The following is a 13,986-nucleotide window of genomic DNA, read 5'->3' on the forward strand; positions in this document are numbered from 1 at the left end:
CCTCCGGCCCGCTGGTGCGGCCCGGCTAGCTCATGACCGGCAGCAGCCCCGCCAGGTCCGCACGCTCACCGCTCGCGCTGACCTTCGCCGCGTCCAGGGCCGTCTTCCAGTCCGTACGCCCGGTCGCGAGGCGGATCCAGGTGAGCGGGTCGGTCTCGACGACGTTCGGCGGGGTTCCGCGGGTGTGCCGGGGCCCTTCCACGCACTGGACCACGGCGAACGGCGGGATCCTGACCTCGACCGCGCCGCCGGGAGCCTTCACCGCGAGGGCGTCGGCGAGCAGCCGGGTGCAGGCGGCCAGGGCCTGACGGTCGTACGGGACGTCCAGACCCGGCACCGCGTCGTTCAGGTCGTCGGTGTGGACGATGAGCTCGACGGTGCGGGTGACCAGGAAGTCGTCGAGGGTCATCGCACCGAACCGGGTGGGCATGAGCCGCCCCGCCGTGACGTCGGGCAGCACCTCTTCGAAGGCCGCCAGCGTACGCGTGTACAGCTCGCCGAGATCCTCCTGCGCGGCGAAGGCCCGCGACGCCTCGTCGACCTGCGCCGCGGCCGACGCGGTCGCGAACGGCCAGTCGAGCAGGGCCACTTCGCGTGCCGCGGGCTCCGGCATGGCCAGGAAGCGGGTGGCGCCGCCGAGCGCCATCGTGAGGTGTGCGGCCAGCTCGCGGACGGTCCAGCCGCCGAGCCTGGTCGGCAGGGCGAGCTGCTCGGGCTCCAGGGCGCCGACCGCTTCCCGTACGTTCCCGAACTGGGCGAGCACGGCGGTGCGGATCTTGGCGGAGTCGTACGAACGCGTGCGCTTCTTGGCCGGGGGCATGGGCCGAGCCTAATTCTTCCCGGGGTACCCCTGGAGGCCCTTTTCCACCTGGCCGAACACCCGCTCGGCCAACGCGGCGCAGTCCTCCGCGATCTCCTCGAGCGGGTCGCCGACGAGGGTGCGCTGGTGGTTCTCCACGATGAGCGCGTTCCGGGCGCCGATCAGCTGGGAGGCCGCGACCCGCGCGAGGAGCATGTCGCCCGTCTCCTCGGCGAGGGCGTCAGCGAGGAGCTGGACACTGCTCATGTGGAAGATCACCATGCGGTGCGCGAGGGGCGGCGTCTCGCTGATGAGCTGGCGCACCTTGAGGGCGCGCGGGTCCCCGCTGAGGCCGATCGATGGGTCACGTCCGCTGATCTGCTCCAGGAACTGGCCGCGCATCGCGGCGACCGCGGACTCCCCCGGCTGCCGCTCGCGCACCGCGCGGGCCGGGTCGCCGACGTGCTCCTCCATCGGGCTGACGATCACGCCTTCCTTGGTGCCGAAGTAGTTGAAGACGGTCATCTTCGACACCTCGGCGGCCTCGGCGATCTCCGCCACCGATACGTGGTCGAAGCCCCGCTCGGAGCAGAGGTCCACGGCGACCCGCCAGATCCGCGCGGCAGTCTGCTTCTTCTTGCGCGCACGCAGCCCGAGCTCCTCAGTCATGCAGGTCACGCTACCGGGACGGCCTCTTCCCCCACCGTGAACGTCTCGCCGCCCGCGGGCACCCCGACGCCCCGCCAGCGGAACGGCACACCCCGCGCGGTGTCCAGGTCAGGACCGTCCATCAGCTGGAAGTGCACATGGGGTTCGGTGGAGTTGCCGGAGTTCCCGCAGCGGGCCATGGTCTGCCCTGCCCGGACCTTGTCCCCGGCGCGTACGCCGAGCGAGCCCCGCTGGACATGCGCGTACATGGCGTACGTCCCCTCACCGAGGTCGAGCACGATGTGGTTGCCGACGATGCGGCGGGCCCCGCCGAGCGTCCGCACGATGGCCTCGACGATCATCAAGTAGACGAGCGCGACGAGGGAGTTGCGGCTGAGGTGGTCGCGCTGTCCGTCCTCCGCGTGTACGACGGTGGCGTCGGCGACGGCGAGCAGCGGGGCCCCGAAGGCGGGGAAGGCCTCGTTGCCCCGCGCGATGGGCCAGGACCAGGCGAAGGCGGGACGCTCCTTGCCCTCCGGCTCGGCCACGATGTCGATCGCGTAGGTCTGCCCGTAGCCGTGCGTGCCGTGGCTCGGCACCTTGTCGGCGGGGCTGTTCAGGGCGGACCAGCGGCCGGTGACGGGCGGGGCGATCTCCCGGGCGGCCGGAGGCGCGGCCGCTATCTCCCTGCTGACGGAACCGCGCCGCGCGAGGGCGATCACGATCACCCCGACGATCGCAATCCAGCCCACCCAGTACGGGTACGGCAGGTCCACGAAGAACCCGGCGATCACATCGCCGACGACGCACAGCACCAGCAGGTACTGAAGCCGGACGGCGAATTTGCGCTGACGTACAGACATGGTGGTTCCCCCAGTGGTCGGCGGTCGTTTCAGGGCCGCGAGGCGGAAAGCACCACGAGCAGCGGGACGACGCGTCCCGCAGGGACCTCGTGGCGGCCGCGCCCCGTGGTGTGCAGCCAGCCCGCGCCGGTCAGTTGACGCAGGTGGTGGTAGATCTGGCCGGTGGTTCCGGTCTCGTCCAGTTCGGTGAGCTCGGCGGCGGTGCGCCGGCCGCCGAGGATCTCCCGCAGCAGCCGCAGCCGCACGGGGTGCCCGAGCGCGGCGAAGGACTCGGCGGCCTCGGACCAGTCGTCGCCGAGGAGCTGCTCGGTGGTGTGGCCGTACTGCCACTCGTACCGCTCGCCCGTCGGCACGCGCACCGCTCCGGTGAACACGACGGCGCCGTCCGGGACCTGAGCTTCGGGCAGCCGGGCCTTCAGCGCCTCCAGAGCCCAGAAGTCTCCCTCGCCCACGGCGGGCGCGGTGGGCCCGGCGCTCTCCAGCTCGGCCATGCGCCGCTCAAGTTCCGCGACGCGCTCTTCCAGATCCATGACACCGAACTTACGTAATTACGTAATTCCCTGCAACGGTTGATCGGCCAACGACGAAGCCCCCGCCCGGACCACCAGGTCCGGACAGGGGCAACGACAGGAGAACGGATCAGGCGAAGAGCCCCGGCAAGGTCCCCTCGTGCGCCTCGCGGATCTCGGCCAGCGGAATCGTGAACTCGCCCTGGAGTTCCACCGCGTCACCGTCGACCACACCGATGCGCGTCGCGGGAAGGCCCCGCGCCCCGCACATGTCGGTGAAGCGCAGCTCCTCGGAGCGGGGGACGGACACGACCGCCCGGCCCGCCGACTCGCTGAACAGGAGCGTGAACGCGTCAAGGCCGTCCGGGACGACGAGGCGCGCGCCCTTCCCGCCACGGAGGCAGGACTCGGCGACGGCCTGCGCGAGGCCACCGTCGGAGAGGTCGTGCGCGGCGTCGATCATGCCGTCGCGCGACCCCGAGATCAGGATCTCGGCGAGCAGCCGCTCGCGCTCCAGGTCGACCTTCGGGGGAAGCCCGCCGAGGTGGTCGTGGACGACCTGCGACCAGGCCGAGCCGCCGAACTCCTCGGAGGTGTCCCCGAGCAGGTACAGCAGCTGGCCCTCTTCGGCGAAGGCGATCGGCGTGCGGCGCGCGACGTCGTCGATCACACCGAGGACGGACACGACCGGCGTCGGGTGGATCGCCGCCTCGCCCGTCTGGTTGTAGAGCGATACGTTGCCGCCGGTCACCGGGGTGCCCAGGATCTGGCAGGCGTCCGCGAGGCCACGGGTGGTCTCGGCGAACTGCCACATGACGTCCGGGTCCTCGGGCGAACCGAAGTTCAGGCAGTCCGAGACGGCGAGCGGCCGTGCGCCCGTCGCGGCGACGTTGCGGTACGCCTCCGACAGGGCCAGCTGCGCGCCGGCGTACGGGTCGAGCTTCGAGTAACGGCCGTTGCCGTCATTGGCGAGGGCGACACCGAGGCCGGTCTCCTCGTCGATGCGGACCATGCCGGAGTCCTCGGGCTGCGCGAGCACCGTGTTGCCCTGCACGAAACGGTCGTACTGATCCGTCACCCACGCCTTGGAGGCCTGGTTCGGCGAGGCGACGACCGCGAGCACCTGGTCGCGCAGCTCCTGCGAACTCGCCGGGCGCGCCAGCTTGTTGGCGTCGTCCGCCTGGAGGGCGTCCTGCCAGGACGGGCGGGCGTAGGGACGCTCGTAGACCGGGCCGTCGTGGGCGACGGTGCGCGGGTCGAGGTCGACGATCTTCTCGCCGTGCCAGAAGATCTCAAGCCGGTCGCCGTCGGTCACTTCACCGACGACGGTGGCGATGACGTCCCACTTCTCGCAGATCGCGAGGAAGCGCTCGACCTTCTCCGGCTCGACGACCGCGCACATGCGCTCCTGCGACTCACTCATGAGGATCTCCTCGGGAGTGAGCGTGGAGTCGCGAAGCGGTACGTCGTCCAGCTCGACGCGCATACCGCCGGAGCCGTTGGAGGCCAGCTCGGAGGTCGCACAGGAGAGACCGGCCGCACCCAGGTCCTGGATGCCGACGACCAGCTTCTCGGCGAAGGCCTCCAGGGTGCACTCGATGAGGAGCTTCTCCTGGAAGGGGTCGCCGACCTGCACGGCCGGACGCTTCGACGGCTTCGTGTCGTCGAAGGTCTCGGAGGCCAGGATCGAGGCGCCGCCGATGCCGTCGCCGCCCGTGCGGGCCCCGTACAAGATGACCTTGTTGCCGGGGCCGGACGCCTTCGCCAGGTGGATGTCCTCGTGCCGCATGACGCCGATGGCACCGGCGTTGACCAGCGGGTTGCCCTGGTAGCAGGCGTCGAAGACGAGCTCGCCACCGATGTTGGGCAGGCCCAGGCAGTTGCCGTAGCCGCCGATGCCCGCGACGACGCCCGGCAGGACGCGCTTGGTGTCGGGGTGGTCGGCGGCGCCCATCCGCAGCGGGTCCACGACCGCGACCGGGCGTGCGCCCATGGCGATGATGTCGCGGACGATGCCGCCGACACCGGTGGCCGCGCCCTGGTAGGGCTCGACGTACGAGGGATGGTTGTGCGACTCGACCTTGAAGGTGACCGCGTAGCCGTTGCCGACGTCGACGACTCCGGCGTTCTCGCCGATGCCGACGAGCATGGCGTCGTTGTCGGGGGCCTTCTCGCCGAACTGGCGCAGGTGCACCTTGCTGCTCTTGTACGAGCAGTGCTCGGACCACATGACGGAGTACATGGCGAGCTCGGCGCCGGTCGGGCGGCGGCCCAGGATCTCGCGTACGCGCGCGTACTCGTCTTCCTTCAGGCCCAGTTCGGCCCAGGGCAGCTTGACGTCGGGAGTCTCGGCTGCGTGCTTGACGGTGTCCAGAGTCATGCGTTGACCAGCTTCTTCAGGATCGAGGTGAAGAATCCGAGGCCGTCGGTGCGGCCGGTCCCGACCAGCGGCTCCACGGCGTGCTCGGGGTGCGGCATGAGGCCGACGACATTGCCCGCCTCGTTGGTGATGCCGGCGATGTCACGGAGCGAGCCGTTGGGGTTGCCGTCCAGATACCGGAAGGCGACGCGCCCCTCGGCCTCCAGCATGTCCAGGGTCCGCTCGTCGGCCGTGTACTGGCCGTCGATGTTCTTGAGCGGGATCTGGATCTCCTGTCCTGCCGTGTAGTCGGCGGTCCAGGCGGTCCGGTCCGTCTCCACCCGCAGCTTCTGCTCGCGGCAGATGAAGTGCAGGTGGTTGTTGCGCAGCATCGCGCCCGGCAGCAGGTGCGACTCGGTGAGCACCTGGAAGCCGTTGCAGATACCGAGAACCGGCATTCCGGCCTTCGCCTGCTCGATGACGGACTCCATCACCGGCGAGAAACGCGAGATGGCCCCGGCGCGGAGATAGTCGCCGTACGAGAATCCGCCGGGAAGCACCACGGCGTCGACCTGCTTCAGGTCCTTGTCCCGGTGCCAGAGCGGCACGGCTTCGGCACCGGCGACGCGCACGGCGCGCTGGGTGTCGCGGTCGTCGAGGGTTCCGGGGAAAGTGACGACTCCGATTCGAGCAGTCACTTCTCTTCCTCCACCTTTACGAAGAAGTCCTCGATCACGGTGTTGGCGAGGAAGGTTTCCGCCATCTCGTGGATACGGGCGAGGGCTGCGTCATCGACGGGCCCGTCCACCTCGAGTTCGAAGCGCTTTCCCTGACGTACGTCGGCGATCCCCTTGAATCCGAGGCGCGGCAGTGCACGCTGCACCGCCTGGCCCTGGGGGTCGAGGATCTCCGGCTTGAGCATGACGTCGACTACGACGCGTGCCACTGGCACTCCCGGTGTGTGGTGCTGGCTGAGCGGTCCCTTCAGACTACCCGTACAAAAATTCTACTCGCGTAGATTCGTAGAAACCTACGTGAGGACGGTCACGTTCCTGCCCCTACTCACGTATCGAACAGGGCACCTTCGCGAAAAATCCCGGAAAAGATCACGCATCGCCATTGCGTCCGGACACGCGGGCGGATTTAGTCGGGCTTCACAATGCAATGCCAGGCACTGTACAAAGGAAAAGGCATTAGCCGATGCTTTGCACATAACAGTGCCCATAACAGCCGGACAGTCGGCATCACCGCACGTCAACGCGGTAGAGCCGCACGAAGGGACCGATATTCGTGGCGCAGCGTGTCGTAGTCACTCTCTCTGACGACATCGACGGCGGGGATGCGGCGGAGACGATTGCCTTCGGTCTTGACGGCAAGTCGTACGAGATCGACCTCAATCAAACCAATGCCAAGAAACTGCGCAAGGCGCTTGCCCCGTACCTCGACGCCGCCCGCAAGCAGTCGAAGTCCGGCAAGGCCTTCAAGCACACGACGGTGGCCGCGAACCCGGCAGCCGTCCGCGCCTGGGCCCGCTCGCACCAGATGGACGTGCCGCCGCGCGGCCGCATCCCCAAGAAGGTCTACGAGGCCTTCGAGGCGGCCAACTGACGACCAACTGGCGGCCGACCGGCGGCCGACTGACCTGGGCCGACAGCCGGCCAGGGAGGCCCCTCGGCAACCGACTTGACCTGCACCCCCGCCGGTCGGCTAAAGTCTGGAGCACGCCGAGGGGCAAGGCCGAAGGGCCCGAACCTCACGGAGTCTTGCGGGTGTAGTTCAGTAGTAGAACATCCCCCTTCCAGGGGGAAGGCGCAGTGTGCAATTCCTGTCACCCGCTCTGCATCGCCGATCAGGCACTCTTTCGAGTGCGGTAGGCTGGTGCTCGCGCCGATCAGTGAGAGCTGGTCGGAGGCAATGCGAACGTAGCTCAGTTGGTAGAGCGCAACCTTGCCAAGGTTGAGGTCGCGAGTTCGAACCTCGTCGTTCGCTCCAGAGAAGAAGGCCCCGGTCATCGCGACCGGGGCCTTCTTCATGTCTCTCCCCCGCCGCCCCCTTCTGACATTTGTCATGCGAGCCGGTGACAGCGCGCACTGCTCCGGCGCACGCGGCCGGGGGACGCTCTTCTCATGACTGACCAAGTGATCGACGTGACCGATCTGCGGCGCGTGTACGGGGGCGGTTTCGAGGCGGTCCGGGGAGTCTCGTTCTCCGTCGGACGAGGCGAGCTCTTCGCGCTGCTCGGGACCAATGGCGCGGGCAAGACCTCCACCGTCGAACTCCTCGAAGGGCTCGCCGCACCCGCCGGGGGGCGGGTGCGGGTGCTCGGGCACGATCCGTACACCGAGCGCGGGGCCGTGCGCCACCGGATCGGTGTGATGCTCCAGGAGGGCGGCTTTCCCTCCGAGCTGACGGTCGCGGAGACCGTACGGATGTGGGCGGCGTGCACCAGCGGTGCACGTCCCGCCGCGGAGGCCCTGGACATCGTGGGGCTCGGCAAGCGGTCCGGCGTACGTGTGAAGCAGCTGTCCGGGGGTGAGAAGCGGCGGCTCGATCTCGCGACGGCGCTCATCGGGCAGCCCGAGGTGCTGTTCCTCGACGAACCGACGACCGGGCTCGATGCCGAAGGGCGCCGCGAGACCTGGGAGTTGGTGCGGAACCTGCGCGACAACGGCACGACCGTCCTGCTCACCACGCACTACCTCGAAGAGGCCGAGAGCCTCGCCGACCGGCTCGCGATCCTGCACGAAGGGCGGATCGCGGCCGAGGGCCGGGTCGCCGACGTGGTCGCCGCACAGCCGTCGCAGGTCTCCTTCGAACTGCCCGCCGGGTACTTCGTCGGGGATCTGCCGCCGCTCGGCGAGCTCGGGGTGAGCGAGCACGAGGTGGTCGGCAGGCGCGTCCGGCTGCGGACGCACGAGTTGCAGCGGGCGGCCACGGGGCTGCTGCTGTGGGCGCGGGACGCGAACGTCGAACTCGGACGGCTCGACGTGCGGGCGGCTTCGCTGGAGGAGGCGTTCCTGCGCATCGCTCGGGAGGCCGAGGGTGCCGAGGGGGCCGCGGGTGCGGCTGGTGTGACTAGTGCGGCTGGTGTGGCTGGTGCGGGGCAGAAGGAGACGGTGGCATGAGTACGGCGACGATGACCAGGACCACGACGACGACGCCCGCGGGGCGGATGCGGGCGCTCGCGCGGGCCGAGCTGACACTGCTCGGGCGTACCAAGGGAACGTTGTTCGCTGCGCTCTTCGTGCCGCTCGCGATGCCGTTCAGCCTGCGCCAGGTCGCGGACAGCATGGACCTGAAGGGCAACGGTCTCTCGATCGGGGCCGTTGTGGTGCCCGGGGCCATCGGCTTCTCCCTGCTCTTCGCCGTCTACTCCGCGCTGACCACCGTCTTCGCCGCCCGCCGCGAGGAGCTCGTGCTGAAACGGCTGCGCACCGGTGAGCTGCGGGACCCGGAGATCCTTGCCGGGGCCGCGCTGCCCTCGGTCGCCATCGGCCTGACGCAGTGTGTCGTCCTCGCGATCGGCTGTGCCGCGCTGCTCGACGCGGGGGCACCCAGCGCACCCCATCTCGCCGTGATCGGCGTACTCCTCGGCCTGGTGATGTTCAGCGCCCTCGGCGCGGTCACCGCCAGTTTCAGCAGGTCCGTGGAGTCGGCGCAGGTCATGGCCATGCCCCTGACGTTCGCGTCGATGTTCGGCTCGGGCCTCTTCGTCCCCTTCGAGGTCATGCCCGACAAGCTCGCCTCGGTCTGCGAGCTGCTTCCGCTGAGCCCGGTGATCACACTGGTGCGCGGCGGCTGGACCGGGGAACTCTCCGGGGCCGAGACCCTGGGCGCCCTCGCCACCGCAGTGGCTTGGACCGTGGTCTCGGTGTTTGCTGTACGACGTTGGTTCCGCTGGGAACCGCGGCGTTGAGAAGGGGTGAGGCGGTGGTCGGCCGATTCCGGGGGCTGCAGCGCGGCTGGCATGAGCGGAGCAAGATCGAGAAGGTCGAGTTCCAGAGCATGGCCATGTGGCACGTCATGCCCTGGATCTTCTTCCTCAGCTGGGGCGCGGTGCCGTTGGGCCTGAGCCTGCGGTACGAGACCCTCCCGCTGATCCTCGGCTGCACGCTGATCGGGGTGGCCGTCCTGCAGTGCGTCCACGTCAACCGCACGCTGCGCCGCTCCCTCGATCACTTCCTGAAACGCGCGGAGCCACCGCGCCGCGACCTCGCCGTGTCGTTCGTGCTCATGGTCATGGTGCTGGGCCTCGTGCTCGCCCTGCAGGCCGTGGACGGGGGCAAGGATGAGACGCTCGTCCTCGCCACGATGTTCGCGGTGATGCCCTACGGACAGTCGCTGGCCTTCGCCGTACCGATCCGCGCCTTCTTCATCCGGTTCGCCGTGATCGGCACCGCGACAGTGGCCGGGTTCGCCGCGGTCGGCGTCCGCGACGGGCGGCTCGTGGGCACGGCTCTGGTGATCGCCTTCGGCACCCTGGTCTCCCTGCTGTCCTCGCGCTGCGGCGCCTGGACGCTCTCCGTGATGTGGGAGGCCGACCGCGCCCGCGAGGTCGAGGCGCGGCTCGCTGTCGCCGAGGAGCGGCTGCGGTTCGGGCGGGACCTGCACGACGTGATGGGGCGCAACCTCGCGGTCATCGCCCTGAAGAGCGAGCTGGCCGTGCAACTGGCGAGGCGGGGGCGGCCCGAAGCGGTCGACCAGATGGTCGAGGTGCAGCGGATCGCGCAGGAGTCGCAGCGGGAGGTGCGGGAAGTGGTCCGGGGATATCGGGAGGCCGATCTCGCGGTCGAACTCGCCGGTGCGCAAGGCGTCCTTGAGGCGGCGGGGATCGACTGCCGGGTGAGCGGGTCGTCGGCGGGGCTGCCGGTTGCCGTGCAGTCCGCTCTGGGGTGGGTCGTGCGCGAGGCGACCACCAATGTGCTGCGGCACGGGGATCCGCAGCGGTGCGACATCACTCTGGCGATCACTGCTGACCGTACGACGCTGGTCGTCGAGAACGACGGTGTGCCCGAGGTCATGCCGCAGGGCCCTGCGGGGTCCGGCCTCGCCGGGCTTCAGGAGCGGCTCGCCGCGGTGGGCGGGACGTTGGACTTCGCGTCCGGGAACGGGCGGTTCCGCCTCGCCGCGGAGGTGCCGCCGGCCCGCCCCCGGCAGGACGGCCCCCAGCAGGACGCCCCCCGGCAGGACCGCCATGAAGAAGCCGAAAGGGTCGCGCCATGAGCCTGCGCGTGCTGCTCGCCGATGACGAGCACCTCATCCGCGGCGCACTCGCCGCGCTCCTCGCGCTCGAGGACGATCTCGTCGTGGTCGCCGAGGCCGCGTCGGGCCCCGAGGCACTCGCCATGGCGCGGGCCCACCGGCCCGATGTGGCCGTGCTCGACCTGGAGATGCCGGGCGCCGACGGTGTGAGTGTCGCCACATCGCTGCGGGACGAACTGCCGCACTGCCGCACCATGATCGTGACGAGTCATGGCAGACCGGGGCATCTCAAACGGGCGCTCGCGGTGGGGGTACGCGGCTTCGTGCCCAAGACCGTCAGCGCGCAGCGCCTCGCCGAGATCATCCGCACCGTTCACGCAGGTAACCGCTATGTGGACCCGGAGTTGGCCGCCGACGCGATCTCCGCGGGGGACTCGCCGCTGACCGCTCGCGAGGCCGAGGTGCTCGAACTGGCCGCCGACGGGGCGCCCGTCGCGGAGATCGCCGAGCGGGCCGCGCTGTCCCAGGGGACCGTCCGCAACTACCTCTCGTCGGCCGTCACGAAGACCGGGGCGGAGAATCGTCATGCCGCGGTGCGTCTCGCACGCGAGCGAGGTTGGGTATAGTTGGCGTCGCGCTTCGGCGCAGCGCGGACGTAGCTCAGTTGGTAGAGCGCAACCTTGCCAAGGTTGAGGTCGCCAGTTCGAACCTGGTCGTCCGCTCCACATGAAAAACCCCCGGTGCCTTTCGGCCCGGGGGTTTTTCGTGTCCCTGCGGCTACCAAGCGGTGCCGGTCAGACGCTCGTACGCCTCGATGTACTTGGCGCGCGTGGCGTCCACCACGTCCTGCGGGAGCGGGGGCGGCGGCTGCTCGCTCCTGCGGTCCCAGCCGGAGGCCGGCGAGGTCAGCCAGTCGCGGACGAACTGCTTGTCGAACGACGGCTGGGCGCGGCCCGGCTGCCAGCTGTCCGCGGGCCAGAAGCGGGACGAGTCCGGGGTCAGAACCTCGTCCGCGATGACCAGCGTCTCTCCCTCGAAGCCGAACTCGAACTTCGTGTCGGCGAGGATCACGCCACGGTCGCGGGCGATGTCACGGGCCCGGCCGTAGACCGCGAGGGTCGCCTGGCGGAGCTGGGCCGCCGTCTCCGCGCCCACCTGGCGGGCCACTTCCTCGTAACTCACGTTCTCGTCGTGCTCGCCGACCTCCGCCTTCGTGGCGGGCGTGAAGATCGGCGCGGGCAGCTCCGAGCCGTCGCTGAGGCCGTCGGGCAGCGCGAGGCCGCAGACGGTGCGCGAGTCGTTGTACTCGACCAGGCCCGAGCCCGTCAGATAGCCGCGGGCGACGCACTCGACCGGGACCATCGCCAGGGACTTGCAGACCGTGGTGCGGCCCTCCCAGTCGGCGGGGGCGCCGGGCGGGACGTCGGTGGAGATGACGTGGTTCGGGACGAGGTCGGCGAGCTGGTCGAACCACCACAGGGAGAGCTGCGTGAGGACCCTGCCCTTGTCAGGGATCTCCGTGGGCAGCACCCAGTCGTAGGCGGACATGCGGTCGCTCGCGACCATCACGAGGTCGCCCGCCTCGTTCTGGTACAGGTCGCGCACCTTGCCGGTGTGCACATGCACCAGGCCCGGCACCTGAAGAGGCTCGGGCTTTTCTACGAATCCGGACACGGTTCCTCCCCGTGGTTCTGACTGAATGCTGCTGATTCTCCCGCATGGGGCGGCAGCTTTTGGCCAGGGGTTGCCTCGAGCGGCGGGTGGACCGTCCTCAGTCCCGCTTGCAGATGCGGTCCAGGAGATTGGCCGTGGCGCGCTGGACGCGGGTGTCCACATGGCCCGGGCGGTCGAGCGCCGGGGACCAGGCGAAGGTGCCCGACGCGAAGACCAGGGCGCCGGACGGGGCGCGGTAGAGGGACGACTCCTGGTGGCGTGTGACGCCCTCGGAGTCCTCGTACGGGGAGTGGGCGAGGAGGATGCGGCCCTGGTGCTCCGGGAGCGCGGTGCGCGGGAAATAGCGGTCGGCCTCGCCCGCGACCAGGCCCTCGATCTCGTCGCCTTCGTGGGCGCCGGTCGCCTCCCACAGCCAGTGGTCGGCGTTGCGCACGACGAGGGGGGCGGGCTCGGGGACCCGGCCCGCGTACTGGATGCCCAGGAGCTGCTGTTCGGCCTTGTCCTGCTCCCGCCAGAGGGCCGGCCTGCCGGGGCCGCCCCGCTTGCGGCAGGTCAGCAGGCGGTCTTCCACGCCGGACGGGGAAGGGCCCAACTCCACCTGCCAGTACATGGTGTTGGCGGAGAGGAAGACGAGGGAGGTGCCGTGCTCGCGGGCCTGCTCGGTGGTGCGGCGCATGTTCGTCGACCAGTACTCGTCGTGGCCCGGGAAGACCAGGCCTCGGTAGCGGGTCGGATCGATGCGGCCCGCGTGCAGGTCGCGGGTGTCGGCGTACGCGAGGTCGTAGCCGTACCGCTCGGCCCAGCGGATGAAGTCGTAGGCGTGGCCGACGTGCAGGGGCAGGCCCGCGCCCGCGTACGGACGGTCGAAGGAGACCGTGTGGGCGGCCTCGCTCTCGCCCAGGAGGCGGCCCTTCTCGTCCCACGCGTGGTAGAGGCTGGCGCCCGTGCGGCCGTCCTCGGGGTAGAGGTTGTAGGCCTGCCAGGTGATGTCAGGCAGGAGCAGGAGCAGGTCGGCCCGCTGGTCGTCGCGGACCGTGAACGGGACGTGCGAGCGGTAGCCGTCGACCGTGGTGAGGACCGCCACGTACGCCCCGATGTTCCAGTAACTCGGGATCTGCAGACGCCAGGAGAGCCACCAGTGGTGGCAGGAGACCGTGCGGTCGGCGGCGAGCGGGGGCGGCTGGACGATGCCGGAGAGGCGCGGGCTCGTGGTGATCTTGCTGGCGCCGTCGCCGGCGTAGTGCCCGATGCGGTAGATGTCGACGCTGAACTGCTGGGGCGGGTCCACCGTCACGTGGAAGTCGATCGCCTCGCCGGGGGCCGCGGCGCCGGTGGAGGCGAAGCCCTTGATCTGGCCGTGCACGTCGTCGGCGGTGCGGGGGCCGTTCGTACGGGTGCGGTTGCGGGGTGCGGGGATGTTCCGCGCGCCGGGGGCCGGGGCGTGGTCGACGTACCAGGGGACGACCTGGCCCGTGTCGTCGAAGTAGTGCTCGGCGCCTCGGAGCCAGGGCAGGGGCCCCTGTCCGAAGGGGTCGGTCACGGCGTGCGCCAGTGCGCCCGATTCCCACCTGCGGATCTGCTCCGACCCCATGTGCGTACCCCTCCCTCGCTGCTCCCCCGAGTGCTCTGCGCTGCGCTGTGCGGTGCGAATTGCTGTGCGGTGCGAATTGCTGTGCGGTGCGAGTTGCTGTGTTGTCCGTGTGTGGCGGTGCGTTGCCCGTGTGTTGCGGTGCGAGTTGCTGCGTTGTCCCTGTGGTGCGGTGCTCTGCCCGTGTGGTGCCACTGCTGGCATGTCCGGACCGGCGGTCGATCCCAGCACATCACATTACGCACGCACTCCGTCACCGTTCGTCGCTAATCGACGAGAACGGAAGGGAGCGTTCCGGGGAGTGGGGGTCCGGGGGCGGGCGCGGGCTGGGCGTGGGGCTCGGT

14 protein-coding genes and 3 tRNA genes are annotated in these 13,986 nt (G+C 69.9%); 8 read left to right on the forward strand and 9 right to left on the reverse strand.

Annotation, left to right across the window (positions count from 1 at the left end; all coding sequences use genetic code 11):
* Nucleotides 1-25: 25 nt before the first annotated feature.
* The 7 genes from ABD378_RS19410 to purS form a co-directional block, all read right to left on the reverse strand.
* Entirely contained in the window at nucleotides 26-820 is a 795-nt protein-coding gene (locus tag ABD378_RS19410; protein ID WP_344522183.1) for a maleylpyruvate isomerase family mycothiol-dependent enzyme, read from the reverse strand.
* A gap of 9 nt (nucleotides 821-829) precedes the next feature.
* Complete coding sequence (locus ABD378_RS19415; protein WP_344522184.1) at nucleotides 830-1,468, reverse strand: TetR/AcrR family transcriptional regulator; 639 nt, start codon at nucleotides 1,466-1,468, stop codon at nucleotides 830-832.
* Between the two features lie 5 nt (nucleotides 1,469-1,473).
* Entirely contained in the window at nucleotides 1,474-2,310 is an 837-nt protein-coding gene (locus ABD378_RS19420) for a M23 family metallopeptidase (RefSeq protein WP_344522185.1), read from the reverse strand.
* Nucleotides 2,311-2,339: 29 nt separating this feature from the next.
* Nucleotides 2,340-2,840 (reverse strand): ArsR/SmtB family transcription factor, encoded by a 501-nt coding sequence (locus tag ABD378_RS19425; RefSeq protein WP_344522186.1) that lies wholly within the window; start codon nucleotides 2,838-2,840, stop codon nucleotides 2,340-2,342.
* A 109-nt stretch (nucleotides 2,841-2,949) separates the two neighbouring features.
* On the reverse strand, nucleotides 2,950-5,199 hold the full coding sequence (gene purL, locus ABD378_RS19430) for a phosphoribosylformylglycinamidine synthase subunit PurL (protein WP_344522187.1): 2,250 nt from the start codon (nucleotides 5,197-5,199) through the stop codon (nucleotides 2,950-2,952).
* The gene (purQ, locus tag ABD378_RS19435) at nucleotides 5,196-5,876 is read right to left on the reverse strand and encodes a phosphoribosylformylglycinamidine synthase subunit PurQ (protein ID WP_344522188.1); all 681 of its coding nucleotides are present in this window, start codon (nucleotides 5,874-5,876) and stop codon (nucleotides 5,196-5,198) included. Before purQ ends, purL begins: the two co-directional genes overlap by 4 nt.
* Nucleotides 5,873-6,124: a phosphoribosylformylglycinamidine synthase subunit PurS gene (purS, locus tag ABD378_RS19440; protein WP_135332092.1), complete on the reverse strand. Its 252-nt coding sequence runs from the start codon at nucleotides 6,122-6,124 to the stop codon at nucleotides 5,873-5,875. Before purS ends, purQ begins: the two co-directional genes overlap by 4 nt.
* A gap of 344 nt (nucleotides 6,125-6,468) precedes the next feature.
* Here purS and ABD378_RS19445 point away from each other — a divergent pair, with 344 nt between their 5' ends.
* The 8 genes from ABD378_RS19445 to ABD378_RS19480 all read left to right on the forward strand — a co-directional run bounded on the left by ABD378_RS19445 (nucleotide 6,469) and on the right by ABD378_RS19480 (nucleotide 11,105).
* Nucleotides 6,469-6,786: a histone-like nucleoid-structuring protein Lsr2 gene (locus ABD378_RS19445; RefSeq protein ID WP_344522189.1), complete on the forward strand. Its 318-nt coding sequence runs from the start codon at nucleotides 6,469-6,471 to the stop codon at nucleotides 6,784-6,786.
* Between the two features lie 157 nt (nucleotides 6,787-6,943).
* A tRNA-Gly gene (locus ABD378_RS19450) sits at nucleotides 6,944-7,015 on the forward strand.
* A 79-nt stretch (nucleotides 7,016-7,094) separates the two neighbouring features.
* Nucleotides 7,095-7,170: transfer RNA gene (locus ABD378_RS19455), tRNA-Gly, on the forward strand.
* Between the two features lie 134 nt (nucleotides 7,171-7,304).
* Nucleotides 7,305-8,303 (forward strand): ABC transporter ATP-binding protein, encoded by a 999-nt coding sequence (locus ABD378_RS19460; RefSeq protein ID WP_344522190.1) that lies wholly within the window; start codon nucleotides 7,305-7,307, stop codon nucleotides 8,301-8,303.
* Nucleotides 8,300-9,094: an ABC transporter permease gene (locus ABD378_RS19465; protein ID WP_344522191.1), complete on the forward strand. Its 795-nt coding sequence runs from the start codon at nucleotides 8,300-8,302 to the stop codon at nucleotides 9,092-9,094. Before ABD378_RS19460 ends, ABD378_RS19465 begins: the two co-directional genes overlap by 4 nt.
* 14 nt (nucleotides 9,095-9,108) lie before the next feature.
* The gene (locus ABD378_RS19470; RefSeq protein ID WP_344522192.1) at nucleotides 9,109-10,401 is read left to right on the forward strand and encodes a sensor histidine kinase; all 1,293 of its coding nucleotides are present in this window, start codon (nucleotides 9,109-9,111) and stop codon (nucleotides 10,399-10,401) included.
* Complete coding sequence (locus ABD378_RS19475; protein ID WP_344522193.1) at nucleotides 10,398-11,006, forward strand: response regulator; 609 nt, start codon at nucleotides 10,398-10,400, stop codon at nucleotides 11,004-11,006. The genes ABD378_RS19470 and ABD378_RS19475 overlap by 4 nt, the downstream gene beginning before the upstream one ends.
* A gap of 23 nt (nucleotides 11,007-11,029) precedes the next feature.
* A tRNA-Gly gene (locus tag ABD378_RS19480) sits at nucleotides 11,030-11,105 on the forward strand.
* 52 nt (nucleotides 11,106-11,157) lie between these two features.
* Here the strand turns inward: ABD378_RS19480 and ABD378_RS19485 are convergent.
* Entirely contained in the window at nucleotides 11,158-12,054 is an 897-nt protein-coding gene (locus ABD378_RS19485; protein WP_344522194.1) for a phosphoribosylaminoimidazolesuccinocarboxamide synthase, read from the reverse strand.
* 97 nt (nucleotides 12,055-12,151) lie between these two features.
* Nucleotides 12,152-13,645, reverse strand: a complete 1,494-nt coding sequence (locus ABD378_RS19490; protein WP_344522195.1) for a N,N-dimethylformamidase beta subunit family domain-containing protein — start codon at nucleotides 13,643-13,645, stop codon at nucleotides 12,152-12,154.
* Between the last annotated feature and the right edge of the window lie 341 nt (nucleotides 13,646-13,986).

Origin of the sequence: Streptomyces rectiviolaceus (genome assembly GCF_039533825.1) — a bacterium.
GTDB lineage: Bacteria > Actinomycetota > Actinomycetes > Streptomycetales > Streptomycetaceae > Streptomyces > Streptomyces rectiviolaceus.